Raw genomic sequence first — 16,695 nt, forward strand, 5'->3', positions numbered from 1 at the left:
GTTTGCCTCCCTCCGAAAGGGGGAACCTCATCGTCGGATCATGCGACGGCCGACAGCCGTCCCGCCGACCCGAGCGGAGGCCGATATGAGACGCACGGTGGGTCGGCACCTCACGGTCGCTGCGGTCGCAGTGCTCCTGGCGGCGGGTCCGGTGGCGTGCGGCAGCGACGACGACGACGGGATCGTCCTGAACTTCTACACCGCCGCCGACGGCGCCGAGCAGTACGCCCAAGCCGCCGAGGTGTGCACGCAGGAGGCCGCGGGCCGATATCGCGTGCAGCAGCGGACACTTCCGAAGAACGCCGACGATCAGCGCCTGCAGCTGGCCCGCCGTCTCACCGGCGGGGATCCGGGACTCGACCTCATGACGCTGGACGTCGTGTGGACCTCGGAGTTCGCCGAGGCCGGCTGGGCGCTGCCGCTGCCCGACGACGTCGCCGTCGCGGTCTCCGAGGGCACCCTCGCCGGACCGCTCGAATCCGCGACCTGGCAGGACCACCTCTACGCCGCACCGCTCAACACGAACACCCAGTTGCTCTGGTACCGCAAGGATCTGATGCCCGACGGGCAGCCCCCGGAGACCTGGGACGAGATGATCGAGATCGCGAGCGGGCTCGCCGCGGAGGGTCGCCCCTCGTGGATCGGGGTGCAGGGGCGGCAGTACGAGGGCCTGATGGTGTGGTTCAACAACCTGCTGTCGAGCGCCGGCGGTTCGGTGGTGGCCGACGACGGTGTCACTGTCACCCTCGCCGACGGTGATGCGGCGGTGACCGCTCTCGACATCATGAAGCGGGTCGCCACGGCTCCCGGCGCCGATCCCTCCCTGAACCAGGCCGACGAGGCCGCGGTCCGCCTCGGGATGGAGAGCGGCCGCACCGCCTTCCAGGTCAACTGGCCGTTCGTCCTGCCCGGCATCATCGAGAACGAGGACGCCCTCCCCTTCATCGACGAGAACGGCAACGTCACCGCGCAGAACACCGGCAACACGGTCCTGACCGTCGACGGCGAGCAGAACTTCCTTCCCGCACCGTATCCTTCGGTGATCCCCGGCGAACCGGCGAAGGTCACGATCGGCGGCTTCAACATCGCCGTCGCCCGCACCAGCACCCACCCCGACCTCGCATTCGAGGCGTTGCAGTGCCTGCGCAACGAGGAGAACCAGCGCAACAACGCCATCGGCGGCGGTGTACCCCCGACCCTCGCTGCGCTGTACGACGACCCGGAGTTCCAACGGGCCTATCCGGCCTGGCGGGAGGTCCGCGAAGGATTGGAGAACTCCGCCGTCCGACCGGCTTCGCCTGCCTATCAGAGCATCTCGACGCTGGTGACCGCGACCCTCAACCCGGTCGACAGGATCGACCCGCCCCACACCGTCGACGAACTCACCGAGCAGGTGCGCAAGGCAGTCGACTCGGAAGGACTGATCCCGTGACCGCCGTCGAACCGCGACCCTCCGACGACACCGCAGCACCTCCTCCGAGGAAGAGGAAAGCGGCGCTGTCCGAAGGGAAGAAGGCCGAGCGTCGCCTCGGGCTGCTGCTCGTCGCACCCGCGGCGCTCGTGATGGTCGCGGTGACGGCCTATCCGGTGGTGTACGCGATCTGGCTGAGCCTGCAGCGCTACGACCTCCGCTTCCCCGACGATCGCCGGTTCGTGGGGCTGTCCAATTACGTCGCGGTGCTGAGTGACGGGTTCTGGTGGCAGGCCTTCTTCGTCACCGCGATCCTCACGATCGTCTCCGTGGCGATCGAATTCGTCCTCGGCCTGGCGATCGCACTGGTCATGCACCGCACCATCGTCGGCAAGGGCCTGGTGCGCACCGTGGTGCTCATCCCGTACGGAATCGTCACCGTCGCCGCCGCATACAGCTGGTACTACGCGTGGACCCCCGGAACCGGCTATCTCGCGAACCTGCTGCCCGACGGCAGTGCGCCGCTGACGGATCAGATCCCGTCGCTGGTGATCATCGTCTTCGCCGAGGTGTGGAAGACCACGCCGTTCATGGCGCTGCTGCTGCTCGCCGGACTCGCGCTGGTGCCCGACGATCTGCTCAAGGCCGCGCAGGTGGACGGGGCGGGTTCGTGGACCCGCCTGGTGCGCATCATCGTACCGCTGATGAAGCCCGCCATCCTCGTGGCGTTGCTGTTCCGCACCCTCGACGCCTTCCGCATCTTCGACAACATCTACGTGCTCACCCGCGGGTCGAACGGCACCGGCTCGGTGTCGATCCTCGGCTACGACAACCTGTTCAAGGCCTTCAATCTCGGGATCGGATCGGCCATCAGCGTGCTGATCTTCCTGTGCGTCGCGCTCATCGCATTCGTGTTCATCAAGCTGTTCGGCGCCTCGGCACCCGGCTCGGACGAAGGGGGACAGTGATGGCCGAGACCAGGCGGCGCACCCTGTCGTGGTCGGCGGTGAACCTGCTCGTGCTGCTCTACGCGCTGATCCCGGTGCTGTGGATCGCGAGCCTGTCGTTCAAACCGCCCGGCACGATCCAGGACGGGCGGTTCGTCCCGCAGGAGTGGACCCTCGACAACTACCGCGGCATCCTCCGCACCGACGCGTTCACCAGCGCCCTGATCAACTCCATCGGCATCGGCCTCATCGCCACCTTCGTCGCGGTGATCCTCGGGACGATGGCCGCCTACGCGATCGCCCGGCTCGACTTCCCGGGCAAGAAGGTCCTCGTCGGCGTGGCACTGCTCATCGCGATGTTCCCCCAGATCTCGCTCGTGAGCCCGCTGTTCGAGATCATGCGCGGCCTCGGGCTGTTCGACACCTGGATGGCCCTGATCCTGCCGTACATCACGTTCTCGCTGCCGCTCGCGATCTACACGCTCTCGGCCTTCTTCAAGGAGATTCCCTGGGAACTGGAGAAGGCCGCGAAGATGGACGGCGCAACCCCCGCACAGGCCTTCCGCAAGGTCGTCGCTCCGCTCGCCGCACCGGGCATCATCACCGCCGGCATCCTCGTGTTCATCTTCTGCTGGAACGACCTGCTGTTCGCCATCTCGCTCACGTCCACGGAACGGTCGATCACCGCTCCGGCCGCGATCGCGAACTTCACCGGCGCCTCGCAGTTCGAGGAACCCACGGGATCGATCGCGGCCGCGGCCGTGGTCATCACGATCCCCATCATCGTGTTCGTGCTGATCTTCCAGCGTCGTATCGTCGCCGGCCTGACCTCCGGCGCAGTGAAGGGGTGAGTGCCGTGGCCGAGATCGTGCTCGACAAGGTGACGAAGGAATATCCGGACGGGGCGCGGGCGGTCAGCGACGTCGACCTCGAGATCGCCGACGGCGAGTTCATCATTCTCGTCGGACCGTCCGGATGCGGAAAGTCCACGACCCTCAACATGATCGCGGGCCTCGAGGACATCTCCGACGGCGAACTGCGCATCGGTGGCGAGCGCGTCAACGAGAAGGCGCCCAAGGACCGCGACATCGCGATGGTCTTCCAGTCCTACGCGCTGTACCCGCACATGACGGTACGCGAGAACATCGCCTTTCCCCTGACACTCGCGAAGGTGCCCAAGGACGAGATCACCCGGAAGGTCGACGAGGCCGCCCGCATCCTCGATCTCGGGCAGCATCTGGACCGCAAGCCGGCCAATCTGTCCGGCGGTCAGCGACAGCGTGTCGCGATGGGACGCGCGATCGTGCGCAGCCCCAAGGCGTTCCTGATGGACGAGCCGCTGTCGAATCTCGACGCGAAACTGCGTGTGCAGATGCGCACCGAGATCGCGCGCCTGCAGAAGCGGCTGGGCACCACCACCGTCTACGTCACCCACGACCAGACCGAGGCGATGACGCTCGGCGACCGCGTCGTCGTCATGCGCGGCGGTCTGGTGCAGCAGGTCGGGGCGCCCCAGGACCTCTACGACCATCCGGCGAACCTGTTCGTCGCCGGGTTCATCGGCTCCCCGTCGATGAATTTCGTTCCGGGACAGATCGAGAACGGGTCGATCCGCACCCCCTTCGGGGAGTTCCGGCTGCCCGACGACCGGTGGGAGCGGGTGCGGCGCCACGATCCGTCGCGGGAGGTCGTCGTCGGCATCCGGCCCGAGCACTTCGAGGACGCCGACCTGCTCGACCCGGCCCAGCGGGAAGCGGGCGTGATCTTCCCCGCCGAGATCGACGTGCTCGAGTCGATGGGCTCGGACAAGTTCGCGTACTTCTCCGCGGAGGGACCGGGGGTGCGGTCGCGTGATCTCGACGAACTCGCCGCCGACGCCGGGGCCGATCTCGCCGCCGACTCGCTGGTCGCGCGGTTGTCCGTCGAATCGCAGGCCCGCAAGGGCGGCACCGTCCGGCTGTGGTTCGACCCCGCGAAGATCGCCCTGTTCGACCAGGAGACCGGGGAGAACGTCACGCTCTGACCGGATCCACCGAAGTCGTCAGCGGGGAGCGCGGCCCCGCAGTTCGTCGACGATCTCCTCGTTCCACACGTGCCGGCGCACCAGCCGGTACCGTTCGCCCGCGATCCACAGGTAGACCTCGGCGTCGGTGCGCGAGGGCAGCATGTCCGCGCGGCGGGCCATCGCGACGACGGGCACGAACTCCTCCTCGTACCAGCGCCGCGCGACCTCCTCGCGGGTGAGGTACTCGCCGAGTTCCTGCATGAGCCGGTACCCCCACGCCTCGACGGTCTCGGCCAGCTCGGCGTAACCCCACGGGTCGGCGACACGGATCGCGTCCTGCGTCGCACCGGAGAGGGGAACCCGGCCGAGGAACATCCGGAAGTGGTCCTTGCGGACGAGATCGGACCGGCCGTGGATGCCCTCCGGCGGCACCTTGGTGGCGACCTCGGTGACGTATGCGTCGATGGTGCGGTCGCCCTGCGCGCAGGCGATGGACACGCGGTGGTGCCCGTCCTGCACGAAGTGCATCGAGCCCACCCGGTAGACGGAGATCGGCGGCATGGCTTCGCCGCGGCGCCGGGCCGCGGCGATCCGTTCCCAGCGTTCCCGCAGCCGCGCCGAGGTGGGCCGGAACCGGCGGTCGAAGTCGTCGGCGCGGTCGACGCTGCCCACGATGGAGTCGACGTCGATGATCTGCAGTCCGAGTCGCCGTTCGCCGAGCCGGCCGAGCGCCGCGACGACGTCGTCGAAGGGCAGCACCGTGTTCACGTCGGCGGGTTCGCGGCGCAGCCACGTGATCAGCCGCGCGTACTCCGCACGCCGCCGCTGCCGGGCGAAGTCGTCGCCGGCGTCGGAGACCGGAAACCCGGTGTCACGAGCCACGCTTCGACCGTACCCACCGCACCCCGGAGGCGGTCGGAAATCACGACGGCCGCGATGACGCTAGATTGCAGGAGTGACCGACGCAGTGCTTTCCGCAGTTCGCGCCCACCTCACCGACCACCTGTCCGCGCCGGGGGACCCGGAACCCGAAGCGGCCTCGGTGACCTTCCTCGGTCTCGAACCGATCGAGGTCCTGCGTTTCCGTGGCTCGGATCTCCTGCGGTACGCGACGCTCGGGTGCTCACGCCACCCCATGAGCGACCCCACGGCGATGGTCGCCGACCCCAGCCGCGGTCCCCGCGCGGAGTTGCTGCTCACCGTCCGCGACCACGAGGGTGTCACCAACGGCGTGCACCGGGCCCTGGCGGTGCTCGCAGCCCTGCCCGCGGTGGAGGGCGTGGTGCTCACCGACGACGCGCTGCTCGACCTCGGTGAGCCGCTGTGGCGGGGAGCGCCGTTCACCGCCGTGCTGCTCGAGCCCGCCGACGTGCCCGACCTCGACCTCCCCGAGCCCGCCGACCCGGTGTGCTTCTTCGAGGCCCGGCCGATCACCGGCACGGAGGCGGCGTGGAAGCGGCTCAAGGGCACTCCGGCGCTGCGGGAGGCCTGGGAGGAGGCGGGGATCGACCTCAGCGATCCTCGCCGCGCGCAGGCGCGTTTGTGACACCGCCGCGCGCAGACGCGTTTGTGACACCGCCGCGCGCAGGCGCGTTTGTGACCGGCTGGAGAAGCGTGCGGTCCGTGCGCCCCACGACCATCGGCAGATCGGCGGAGGTCCGCACCCCCGGCGGAGCGGCGACCACGTCCACCCCGAGGTTGTCGGTGACCATGCGCACCGCCTGGCGGTAGCCGCCGTCGAGCAGGCCGAGCATCGGCCCGGCGGCCGCCTCGTCCCGCCCGCTTCGCAGGCGGCGTTCATCCGGTCGAGTTCGGCCCCGGTCGGATGGAACCAGCCGACGGGGGTGACGATGTTCTTGCCCGACCGCAGCAGCTGTTCGACCTCCCGGCCGCGGGGGACGAGCGGCGCGTACATCACGGCGTCGGCGTCCAGCGCGAGGATCTCCTGCACGTCGGAGGTGTTCGTCAGTTCCGTGGGACGACCACGCCCAGTGCCCCGCCGTCGACGCACACCGTGGTGCCGGACGCCGTCACCTGCAGCGCCGGCCCGTCGCCCGACAGCCGCACGTACACCGTCCCGAGTCCCTCGGTGACCGGGACGGTGACGGTCTCGTGCCCGGGGAAACCCACGTCGAGGGTGCCGTCGCGCGCGGCGAGATGGTTCAGTTGCACCGTCCATTCCCAGTCGCCCGCCGGGGAATCGAGGGGCAGCGCGGTCACGGCGCCCTCGCCGATCCGGTGCCCGCAGCCCGGCTCGGTTCCGGGGCGCAGGGTGCGCAGCGAGAACAGGTCGGCGGGAACGCGGTCGCCGCGGTCGTCGAGCACCCACAACTCGGTGGTGTGCTCCCCGATGTCGGACCGTCCGGGCAACGCCGAGAACACCGACCCGATCAGGTTGTGCGGGTGGGTCACCGGCAGCAGGATCCACACCGAGACCGGCTGGTCGAACAGCGCGAGGTCGGGCCGGGCGGTGAGCGCGGCCTGCGCGCGGGCCAGATAGTCGCCGGTCGGGTTGTCCACCCAGCTGCGCGCGAAGGTGAACGTCGACCACAGCGAACCGGCCGTGAACACCGCCGCGCACACGACGGTCACGGCCCGCGTGTACCGGGACGGGATCCGGGTGGGAGCCTCCCGGGCTGGGGCGCGCAGGATCAGCGCCGCGGCGATCGCGACAACGACCGACGAGTCCGCGAAGTAGCGCAGGGTCTGCGCCAGTTCGTAGGTGGTCTCCGGCCCGAATCGGGTGCAGATCATCGCCGCCAGGGAGGCGAGCACGTAGGCGATCGCCGCGAGCCACACCGCGCCGGTCCGCCTACGCCGCCGCAGGCTCCATCCGGCCGCGACGAGCACCGCCACCCACGCCGCGACGACGAGCACGGCCGGGGGATCGGCCCAGGGCGGGCTCGGGTTCCACCGTTCCCACCGCCACGGTCCACCCAGCAGCGACGGCAGCAGCCCGTACGACAGGCCGTGGTTCGTCAGCCCGTCGACCATCGACCAGGGCGGCACCCCGAACCGCGACGACACCGTGCTCGTGTAACCGGCCGCCCACACGGCCAGGAGCGCGCCGGTGCCCACCCACAGCGGGCGTGCGTGACGCCAGGCGTACCGGACCGGGCGGGCGACGCCGTCCACATGTGCCGACAGTGCCACCGTGGCGAACGCGGTGAACGGCACCACGACGGCCTTCTCGAAGAACATCAGCGCGACCGCCGAGACGAGCACCGCGCTCACCAGATGCCGTCGCCGCCCGGTGCGGGAGTACCGCAGGGCGTCGCCCGCGACCCACGCCAGCGCCGCCTGCAGGGGCAGTGCGTTGAGCCCGGCCGCCCACCAGGCGAACGCCGGCAGCGTGAGCGGGGTGAACAGGTAGAACAGCAGCGGCCCCCACAGCGCGCGCCGCGGTCCCAGCAGCAGCCACAGCACGCGCAGTACCGCCAGCGACGCGAGCACCTGTCCCGCCACCAGCGTCACCGCGGCCGGCCACCACTGCAGCGGTGCCAGCGCCGTGAGCACCCCGGCGACGAGGAACGCGGCGGGCATGAGGTGCCCGTCGTGGTCGTAGCGCAGGAACTCCTCGGACAGCAGCGGATACGACCCGGCCCGTCCGACGAGGATCAGGTCGTCCCAGTAGAAGTCGCCCGAGACGGCGACCGCCGCGCGTGCGACGGTCTGGACCGCGACGAGCAGCAGGGCGACGGTGAGCACCCGCTGCGGGGACACCGGCCGGCACAGGGCCGGCGGAAGACGGTCGAGCAGGCCGGTCGTCACAGCCACTTGTTGCGGCGGAAGGTCACGAACAGGGCGGCGGTGATCGCCACGATGACTGCGAGCACGACGTAGTAGCCGTACTCCCAGTCCAACTCCGGCATGCGGTCGAAGTTCATGCCGTAGATCCCGGCGATCATCGTGGGCACCGCGGCGATCGCGACCCACGCCGAGATGCGGCGCATGTCGGTGTTCTGCTGCACGGTGACCTTCGCGATCGCCGTGTCGAGCAGGGTGCCGAGCGTCTCGTCGAAGGCGGCGATGCGGTCGGCCACGGTGGTGTGGTGGTCGGCGACGTCGCGGAAGTAGCGGCGCACGTCCTTCGGGACCAGGACGCCGGGTGCCCGGATCAGTTGCTGCAGAGGCTCGGCGAGCGGGACCACCGCCCGGCGCAGTTGCACGATCTCGCGTTTGAGCATGTAGATCTGCTCGACCGCGATCCGGCTGTCGGGGGCGAAGACGAGTTCCTCGAGGTCGTCGACGTCCGGCTGCACGGCCGTGGTGACCTCCAGATAGGAGTCGACGACGTGGTCGGCGATCGCGTGCAGGACGGCGGCCGGGCCGCGTCTCAGCCGCGCCGGGTCGGCTTCGAGCCGTTTGCGCACCTGCGACAGTTCCGAGTGGTCGCCGTGCCGCACGCTGACGACGAATCCGGGACCGGTGAAGAGCATGATCTCGCCGGTCTCGACGATGTCGTTGGTGGTGGCGACGGATTCGTGCTCGATGTAGGCGACGGTGCGCAGCACGAGGAACAGCACTTCGTCGTACCGCTCGAGCTTGGGACGCTGGTGGGCGTGGACGGCGTCCTCGACCATGAGTTCGTGGAGGGCGAAGGTGTGTGCCACCTCGGTCATCTGCTGCTCGTCGGGATGGTGCAGGCCGAGCCACACGAATCCGTCGCCGCGGCGGCGCACCTCCTCGACGGCCTCGGCGTGCGTGAAGCTCCCCGGGAGCCGGTGCCCGTCGACGTAGACCGCGCAGTCGACCACGGCGCTCTCGGCGCGCGCACTCGGCTCCGGGTGCAGCGCCGGGCCTCGACGCGCCGCGCGGGAGGGCAGGTTCGGCATCGGCTCCCTTCCTCGCGCGACAGTCGCTGCGACCCTTGCGGCAGCGGCTGCGACACGGTCTGGTGGTCCGTCGCGGACGCGGCCGGTCGCGTCGTCATGCTAGCCCGCCGACCCCGACGGACCGACCTGACAGACTGGTGGCGTGCGTATCGACCTGCATACCCATTCGACCGCGTCGGACGGCACGGACCGTCCGGCGGCACTCGTCCGTGCTGCCGCGGAGGCCGGCTTGGACGTGGTGGCCCTGACCGACCACGACACGACGGCCGGATGGGGTGAGGCGGTCGAGGCGCTGCCGCCAGGGTTGCGGCTGGTGCGGGGGATGGAGATGTCCTGCACGGGTCGCGGTGAGGACGGCGCCCCGGTGGCCGTGCACCTGCTGGCCTATCTGTTCGACCCGCACCAGCCGGTGTTCGTCGCCGAACTCGAGCGGTTGCGGGGGGAGCGGGTGCAGCGGATCCGGGCGATGGGAGAGGCGATGGCCGCCGACGGCCTGCCCGTCGACGTCGACGCGGTGCTCGAGGAGGCCGGGCCGTCCGCGGGACGGCCGCATCTGGCGCGGGCGCTCGTCGCGGCGGGGGTGGTGCCGACGGTCGCCGACGCGTTCACCGACCTGCTGTCGCCGCGGGGGCGTTACTACGTGCCGAAGGCCGATACCCCGCTCGCCGATGCGGTGGCGATGGTGCGGTCCGCCGGTGGGGTGACGGTGGTGGCGCACGCCCGGGCCCGGGCGCGTGGACGGATCCTGGCGCTGGACCACATCGAGGAACTCGCCGAGCTCGGTCTCGCGGGTGTGGAGGCGGACCATCCCGACCACGACGCCGACGACGTGCGGACGATGCGGGATCTCGCTCGCGGGCTCGGGATCGTCGTCACCGGGTCGTCCGACTATCACGGGGCGAACAAGGAGGTGCGGCTCGGCCGGTTCACCACCCACCCCGCCGCGTACGAGGAGTTGCTGGACCGGGCGACCGGTGTGGAGGTGGTCGTCGGATGAGGCGCGGAGGGCGAGGCTCCGGGTGGGGGCACGAGGCGTGGGAGGACGAAAACCGCTACGACAGTGACAACTACGCGGACGAGTACTACACGAATGAGTACTACGACGACGGGTACGCCGAGCCGCCCCGGCGCGCGGGGGTGCTCGTCCGCGCCGGACGGGTGGTCTCCGGGGTGGTGTGCGGCGCGGTCCTCGTCCTGACCGTGGCGGTGTGCGTCGCCCAGTACCTCGCCGACGGCCGCGGATTTCCCGGCCCCGGGACCACCTCGGTGGCCTCGCACGTGGCGGGAACGGTCGTGGCGGTCGCGGCGCAGGTGACCGCGGATCGTCGCCGTGGCGCATCCTCCCTGGTCGCCAGTGCTGTGGTCATCTTCACTGCATCGATTCTGATGCTGACGCAGTGGTGGGGTTAGGCCGCGGGGTGAGCTCGGGCGCTACCCGCCGGTAGCCGTGGCGGAACTGCAGAAATCGGATTGCCGAACCGCATCGGGGCGTGATTCGCGGCCGTAAACTCACAGGTGAGACAGCAAAACCGTGAGACCTTCGCAATCGATGCCGATTTGATTGTTCGTCTGCGAAGGTGGCAAACTTGCGGTCAATCCGAAGCCGGAAACCCCCGGCGGCGGACGCAGGATGGCAGAACCCCAGGGCTCGATATCACCCAGGGCACGACGCCAGGGCCACCCGCCCGGTTCCATCACGTTCCGGAAGCCGTACAGGTTGTGCAGCGGCAACCATGATCGCGCCCGGAAGCTCAAACCGAATATGTCCTTGGCGAATCGCCGGCAGATCGAACATCCCACGTACGGAAAAAGCCGAAATGCACGCGATTTCGTAGCAACCGGGCCTCACCGGTATCGGAACACGCAGGAGTGTCATCGTGTCAATTGTGTCTGATACATCCACCCCCGAGAAGCTCACGCTGACCGACGAAGAGATCTTCAGCAGTCACGTGGACGGCAAGCTCTCGGTCGAGCTCACCGCTCCCCTGGAGAACCAGCGCGACCTGTCCATCGCGTACACCCCGGGTGTCGCACAGGTCTGCCGGGCGATCGCCGCCGACGAGACCCTCGTCGACCGCTACACCTGGACCAACCGCCTGGTCGTCGTCGTCTCCGACGGCACCGCGGTCCTCGGCCTCGGCAACATCGGCGCCCGCGCCTCCCTGCCGGTCATGGAGGGCAAGTCCGCGCTGTTCAAGAAGTTCGCCGGTCTGAACTCCATCCCGCTCGTACTCGACACCACCGATCCCGACGAGATCGTCGAGACCCTCATCCGGCTGCGCCCGTCCTTCGGTGCCGTCAACCTCGAGGACATCTCCGCGCCGCGCTGCTTCGAGATCGAGAAGCGCGTCGTCGAGGCGCTCGACTGCCCCGTCATGCACGACGACCAGCACGGCACCGCGATCGTGGCCCTCGCCGCCCTCAAGGGCGCGCTGAAGGTCCAGTCCCGCGACATCGCCGACCTGCGCATCGTCATCTCCGGCGCCGGGGCCGCCGGCGTCGCCTGCACCAACATCCTGCTCGCCGCCGGTGCGCGGGACGTCGTGGTGCTCGATTCCAAGGGCATCATCTCCGCCGAGCGCGCCGACCTCGGTGACATCAAGGCGGACCTCGCGGCGCGCACCAACCCCAACGGCCGCACCGGTGGCATCGCCGAGGCTCTCGACGGCGCCGACGTCTACCTCGGTGTCTCCGCCGGCACCGTGCCCGAGGAGATCGTCGCGACGATGGCCGACAACGCCATCATCTTCGCGATGTCGAACCCGGATCCCGAGATCCACCCCGACATCGCCCACAAGCACGCCGCGATCGTCGCGACCGGTCGCAGCGACTTCCCGAACCAGATCAACAACGTGCTGGCGTTCCCCGGTGTGTTCAAGGGTGCGCTCGACGCGGGCGCCCGCCGGATCACCGAGGGCATGAAGCTTGCCGCCGCCGAGGCCATCCTCTCGGTCGTCGGTGACGAACTGGCCGCGGACAAGATCGTCCCGAGCCCGCTCGATCCGCGGGTCGCTCCCGCTGTCGCCGAGGCCGTCGCGGCCGCTGCGAAGGCAGAGGGTGTCACCGCCTGACGGCGACACCACCCCCGAGATCGCACCGTACGCCCCGGCCGGAACCGCACAACGGTTCCGGACCGGGGCGTCCGGCGTTCTGGGCAGTAGGCGACAATGACCGCCGTGGCGAAGAAGGCAGCACGGTTCCGGCCCGCAGCGATCGCACTCACCGTCTGTGCGGCGGTGGTGCCGGGCTGCTCGTCGTCCGTCCTCGACGACCCGGCCGCGTCGACGACGGTGACCGTCGGAGCGGGCGACGCCGCCGACGAGACCCTGCTCGCATATCTGTACGCCGGCGCGCTGCGCACCACCGGGATCGACGTGGAGGTCCGTACCGGGCTCGACGACCCGGCCGCTGCCCTGGACGCCGCCGAGGTCACGCTCGTCCCCGGCTACACCGGGCGTCTGCTCGATCGCTACGACCCGGGAGCCGGGCAGACCGACGCGGAGGACGTCTTCGCCGCGCTTGCGCGGGCGCTGCCCGACGAACTCACCGTCTCCGACTACGCCTCCGCCCAGGATCGTGCGGTGCTGCTCGCCGACACCGCGGCGCTCGCCGCAGGGTCCATCGCCGCAGGGTCCGTCACCACGGTGGCCGACCTCGTACCGCGCTGCCCCGAACTGACCTTGCTGGTCACCGAATCCTTCGGATCCGCAGGTGGACTCGACGCCCTCGACGCCGTGGACTGCCGTCCGCGGGAGATCCGGACCGTCGACGACGAGCGGGCCGTCGCGGACCTGACGGGACCCGGCCTGCTGCTGGGGACGACCACGACCCTGCCGGCGTTGTCCGGAACCGGCACCGATGCCACGGTGAAGGCGGTCCCGGACGTACCGGACCGCACCTCCCGCGACGAGGCGGACGCCGACGTGACCGCCGCCCCGGTGTTTCCCGCACAGAACGTGGTTCCGGTCCTCCGCAAGGGGATCCTCGGCGAACCCCAGCTCGACGCGCTCCGCACGATCGCCGGGGAACTGACCACCGCCGACCTCGCCGAACTACGGGCCCGCATCGACGACGGCGAGGATCGCGAGACGGTTGCGCGCACCTGGCTCGAGGAACACGCCTGAGTCAGACCGAGCGCGCACCCATCCGCTCGCGGAGGAACACACCGAAGTCGGTGATCGCCGCGGCCGCCTCCGGTACCAGGGAGGCCTGCAGCGCCGCCACGTGCCACAGCTCGGGCTGTTCGACGAGGGTGACATCCACCCCCGCCGTCCGCAGCTTCTCCGCGTACCGGCACACCTGCGGATGGAACATCTCCTGCGTGCCCACCTGGATCAGCGTCGGCGGGAAACCGGTCGGATCGGCGTGCATCGGCGCGTAGTCGGGATCGGTGGGGCCCCCGTCCCCGAGGTAGGCGTCCGCCGAGGAGTACAGCCAACCGGTGTTGATGACGACGTCGTCCACCGTCGGCAGGTCGCGGGCGCCGGGATCCGTCCACGGCGACAGCAGGCCGAGCGCGGGCGGCGTGATGCCGTGGCGGTCGATCAGCCGGCGGATGGTCGCCGCGGCGAGGCCACCCCCCGCGGAGTCTCCCGCGACCGCCGTGCCCGCCACGTCGAAGCCGTGCTCGCTCACGAGCTCGAGATAGGCCGCCTCGGCGTCGTCGACCGCTGCGGGACAGCGGTGTTCGGGGGCCAGCCGGTAGTCCAGGACGTACACCGCCGACTCCGCTGCCGCGGCGAGATGGGCCGCAAGCGACCGGTGCGTGGCGGGGGAGCCCGCCGTGTACGCGCCGCCGTGCAAATACAGGATCGCGGTGCGACGCTCGGTGGCTCCCACCGTGATCCGCTCGGCCGGACGCCCCGCCAGGGCGACCTTGCGGACGACCGTGTCCTTCGGCGGCCGCTGCAGGGGAGCGGCGAGCTCGAGCAGGCGACGCTGCGTGGTGAACGACCATCGCGGCGACAGTGCGGTTCGGAAGACGGGACGTAGGAGCGTCCGCGCCACCCGAGGGGAGAGCTGAGGTGACGGTAGTTCGGGCATAGCGCAGCTTAACCTTTGGGCACGACCCGTGCGGTCACTCCGGCCACGATGCGCTGGTAGGCGGGACCGGCGATGCGCACGAACGCGTCGAGCAGCTTGGCGTCGGCGCCGATGAGCACGCGCGGCTTGTTCTTCCGCACGCCGGCGAGAACGGTCTTCGCCGCGTCCTCCGGGGTGGTGCGGGCGAGCTTGCGGTCGAAGAACTCCGCGAAGGTCTTCTGGTCGTCGCCCTCCGGGACGGCGGCGTTGCGGGCGATGGCGGTCTTGATGCCGCCGGGGTGCACGCACGTGACCTGCACGGGATGCCGGGCGATCAGCATCTCCTGGCGCAGCGCCTCGGTGAAACCGCGCACCGCGAACTTCGCCGAGTTGTAGGCGGCCTGACCGGGAATGCTCAGCAGGCCGAACAGGCTCGAGACGTTGACGACGTGACCGTCGCCCGACGCGATGAGGTGCGGCAGGAAAGCCTTGGTGCCGTTGACGACTCCCCAGAAGTCGACGTCGAGGACCCGCTCGAAGTCCTTGAACTCGGTGCGCTCGAACTCACCGTGGTAGGCGATGCCCGCGTTGTTGTACACCTGGTGCACCGCGCCGAAGTGGGCGGCGACCTGCTCGGCGTAGTCGAGGACCTTCTCGCGCTGGGTGACGTCCAGGTGGTCCGCCTTCACTTCGGCGCCGAGTTCCCGTGCGCGGCGCGCGGTCTCCTCGAGGCCGGTGGTGTCCACGTCGGAGATCGCCAACCGGGCACCCTCGGCGGCGAGGGCCAGGGTGAGGGCCCGGCCGATGCCGGAACCCGCGCCGGTGACAACGGCGACGCGGCCTGCGAAATCACTCATCGAACTGCTGCCTCTCGGGACGGACGCTCCTGCACGGGAACATCGACGGGGGCCGGGAGATCGGCTTCGGCGACACTACGGTACGCCTCGAGGTCGAACTTCCGGGTCTGTCGGCGGAACTCGAAGGTGAAGCCCGGCCACAGCGTGGTGTTGTTGCCGTGCTTGTCGAGATACCAGCTCGCGCACCCGCCGTTGTTCCACACGCTCGACCGCAGCGCGTGCTGCAGCTGCCGGTTGTACTCGTCCTGCACGTCCTCGCGGACCTCGACCGTGCCGATACGGTTGCGGTCGATCGTGCGGATCGCGTCGACGACGTACTCGAGCTGCGACTCGATCATGTACACCATCGAGGTGTGGCCCAGGCCGGTGTTCGGGCCGACGAGGAAGAACATGTTGGGGAAGCCGGCGACGGCGCTGCCCTTGTAACCCTGCATGCCGGTCTCGTCGAAGACCTCGGCCAGCGAACGGCCGTCCTTACCGAAGATCCCGGCGAAGGTGGGCGAGTCGGTGACGTGGAATCCGGTGGCGACGACGATGGCGTCGACCTCGCGTTCGGTGCCGTCCTTCGTGACGATGCCGTGCGGGGTGATGCGTGCGATGCCGTCGGTGACCAGGTCGACGTTCGGTCGGTCGAGCGCTGGATAGTAGTTGTTCGAGATCAGCATGCGCTTGCAGCCGATGGCGTAGTCCGGCGTCACCTTCCGTCGCAGTTCCTTGTCGCGGATCTGGCGGCGGATCTGGAACCGCGCTGCGAGTTCGAGCGGCTTCATGAACACCGGGGCCTTGGCCAGGCCCACGACCTGCGTCTCGCGGGCGGTGTACTGCAGGGCACGCGAGAGGCGCTGGAAGCCGGGCACGTGCCGGAAGGCGAACTTCTCGGGGCCGGTGTACTCGCGGTCGAAGCGGGGGAGGATCCAGGGAGCCGTGCGCTGGTAGACGTCGAGACGTCCGACGGTGCCGGCGATGGCGGGCACGATCTGGATGGCCGAGGCGCCGGTGCCGATGACGGCGACGCGCTTGCCGGCCAGGTCGGCGTCGTGGTTCCAGCGGGCCGAGTGGAAGATCTCACCCTCGAAGTCGGTGATGCCCTCGATGTCGGGCAGCGACGGCTCGCACAGCGCTCCGACGGCGGAGACGACCACCTTGGCGCTGAACTGCCCGCGGGTGGTGGACACGTCCCAGCGATGGGTGCCGGTGTTCCACCGGGCGGACTGCACGTCGCACCCGAAGACGGTGTGCTTGCGTACGTCGTACCTGTCGGCGACCGACCGGATGTACGCCTGGATCTCGGGCTGGGGGGAGAAGGACCGGGTCCAGCCCGGGTTGAGGGCGAACGAATAGGAGTAGAGATTGGACGGCACGTCGCACGCGGCGCCCGGATAGGTGTTGTCGCGCCAGGTGCCACCGACCTCGGAGGCGCGTTCGAGGACGAGGAATTCCTTGCCCGCCCGGGACAGCTTGACGGCCGCACCGAGTCCGGCGAATCCGCTGCCGATGATGAGCGTGTCGACCTGACGGATCTCCGCGTCGGCGACGGTATCTGTAACCGGAAGACTCATGTATCTGAGGCTAGAGCCTTACTGAGACGTGGTCAACAGTTGTTGACCCTTATTCAATA

16 protein-coding genes are annotated in these 16,695 nt (G+C 69.6%); 9 read left to right on the forward strand and 7 right to left on the reverse strand.

All coding sequences use genetic code 11. The annotated features are described in order from the left end of the window. The first annotated feature begins 85 nt into the window (after positions 1-85). Genes OED52_RS05905 through OED52_RS05920 form a run of 4 tightly spaced genes read left to right on the forward strand, consistent with a single transcriptional unit; the run spans position 86 to position 4,381 of the window. A complete protein-coding gene (locus OED52_RS05905) occupies positions 86-1,432 on the forward strand; it encodes an ABC transporter substrate-binding protein (protein ID WP_264153740.1) in 1,347 nt (448 codons plus the stop codon). Then, positions 1,429-2,379 (forward strand): carbohydrate ABC transporter permease, encoded by a 951-nt coding sequence (locus OED52_RS05910; RefSeq protein ID WP_413247721.1) that lies wholly within the window; start codon positions 1,429-1,431, stop codon positions 2,377-2,379. Before OED52_RS05905 ends, OED52_RS05910 begins: the two co-directional genes overlap by 4 nt. Continuing rightward, complete coding sequence (locus OED52_RS05915) at positions 2,379-3,209, forward strand: carbohydrate ABC transporter permease (protein WP_264153741.1); 831 nt, start codon at positions 2,379-2,381, stop codon at positions 3,207-3,209. The genes OED52_RS05910 and OED52_RS05915 overlap by 1 nt, the downstream gene beginning before the upstream one ends. Positions 3,210-3,214: 5 nt before the next feature. Further along, positions 3,215-4,381, forward strand: coding sequence for an ABC transporter ATP-binding protein (locus OED52_RS05920; protein WP_264153742.1), 1,167 nt, complete (start codon positions 3,215-3,217; stop codon positions 4,379-4,381). An 18-nt stretch (positions 4,382-4,399) separates the two neighbouring features. On the opposite strand, the gene OED52_RS05925 is transcribed toward OED52_RS05920, so the two are convergent. Then, positions 4,400-5,245 (reverse strand): chromosome partitioning protein ParB, encoded by an 846-nt coding sequence (locus OED52_RS05925; protein WP_264153743.1) that lies wholly within the window; start codon positions 5,243-5,245, stop codon positions 4,400-4,402. A gap of 73 nt (positions 5,246-5,318) precedes the next feature. Between OED52_RS05925 and OED52_RS05930 the strand changes: the two genes are divergently transcribed. Beyond that, positions 5,319-5,909 (forward strand): suppressor of fused domain protein, encoded by a 591-nt coding sequence (locus tag OED52_RS05930; protein ID WP_264153744.1) that lies wholly within the window; start codon positions 5,319-5,321, stop codon positions 5,907-5,909. Here the strand turns inward: OED52_RS05930 and OED52_RS05935 are convergent. The 3 genes from OED52_RS05935 to OED52_RS05945 form a co-directional block, all read right to left on the reverse strand. Beyond that, the gene (locus tag OED52_RS05935; protein WP_264153745.1) at positions 5,875-6,117 is read right to left on the reverse strand and encodes a hypothetical protein; all 243 of its coding nucleotides are present in this window, start codon (positions 6,115-6,117) and stop codon (positions 5,875-5,877) included. The genes OED52_RS05930 and OED52_RS05935 overlap by 35 nt on opposite strands. A 211-nt stretch (positions 6,118-6,328) precedes the next feature. Further along, the gene (locus tag OED52_RS05940; RefSeq protein ID WP_264153746.1) at positions 6,329-8,140 is read right to left on the reverse strand and encodes a hypothetical protein; all 1,812 of its coding nucleotides are present in this window, start codon (positions 8,138-8,140) and stop codon (positions 6,329-6,331) included. Then, positions 8,131-9,198, reverse strand: coding sequence for a magnesium and cobalt transport protein CorA (locus OED52_RS05945; protein ID WP_264153747.1), 1,068 nt, complete (start codon positions 9,196-9,198; stop codon positions 8,131-8,133). Before OED52_RS05945 ends, OED52_RS05940 begins: the two co-directional genes overlap by 10 nt. A 142-nt stretch (positions 9,199-9,340) precedes the next feature. On the opposite strand from OED52_RS05945, the gene OED52_RS05950 reads away from it, so the two are divergent. From OED52_RS05950 to OED52_RS05965, 4 genes are all read left to right on the forward strand, one after another. After that, entirely contained in the window at positions 9,341-10,195 is an 855-nt protein-coding gene (locus OED52_RS05950) for a PHP domain-containing protein (protein ID WP_264153748.1), read from the forward strand. Beyond that, the gene (locus OED52_RS05955; protein ID WP_264153749.1) at positions 10,192-10,608 is read left to right on the forward strand and encodes a hypothetical protein; all 417 of its coding nucleotides are present in this window, start codon (positions 10,192-10,194) and stop codon (positions 10,606-10,608) included. The genes OED52_RS05950 and OED52_RS05955 overlap by 4 nt, the downstream gene beginning before the upstream one ends. 467 nt (positions 10,609-11,075) lie before the next feature. Then, positions 11,076-12,269, forward strand: a complete 1,194-nt coding sequence (locus OED52_RS05960; RefSeq protein WP_264153750.1) for an NAD(P)-dependent malic enzyme — start codon at positions 11,076-11,078, stop codon at positions 12,267-12,269. Positions 12,270-12,365: 96 nt separating this feature from the next. Next, positions 12,366-13,322 carry a glycine betaine ABC transporter substrate-binding protein gene (locus tag OED52_RS05965; RefSeq protein ID WP_264153751.1) on the forward strand — a complete coding sequence of 319 codons (957 nt, stop codon included), beginning with the start codon at positions 12,366-12,368 and terminating at the stop codon, positions 13,320-13,322. A 1-nt stretch (position 13,323) separates the two neighbouring features. Here the strand turns inward: OED52_RS05965 and OED52_RS05970 are convergent, their stop codons facing one another. The 3 genes from OED52_RS05970 to OED52_RS05980 are packed head-to-tail and all read right to left on the reverse strand — an operon-like array spanning position 13,324 to position 16,636. Continuing rightward, positions 13,324-14,241 (reverse strand): alpha/beta hydrolase, encoded by a 918-nt coding sequence (locus OED52_RS05970; RefSeq protein ID WP_264153752.1) that lies wholly within the window; start codon positions 14,239-14,241, stop codon positions 13,324-13,326. An 8-nt stretch (positions 14,242-14,249) separates the two neighbouring features. Then, entirely contained in the window at positions 14,250-15,077 is an 828-nt protein-coding gene (locus OED52_RS05975) for an SDR family NAD(P)-dependent oxidoreductase (protein ID WP_264153753.1), read from the reverse strand. Then, a complete protein-coding gene (locus tag OED52_RS05980) occupies positions 15,074-16,636 on the reverse strand; it encodes a flavin-containing monooxygenase (RefSeq protein ID WP_264153754.1) in 1,563 nt (520 codons plus the stop codon). Before OED52_RS05980 ends, OED52_RS05975 begins: the two co-directional genes overlap by 4 nt. Positions 16,637-16,695 lie beyond the last annotated feature (59 nt).

The sequence above is a fragment of the Rhodococcus sp. Z13 genome, from assembly GCF_025837095.1.
GTDB lineage: Bacteria > Actinomycetota > Actinomycetes > Mycobacteriales > Mycobacteriaceae > Rhodococcus > Rhodococcus sacchari.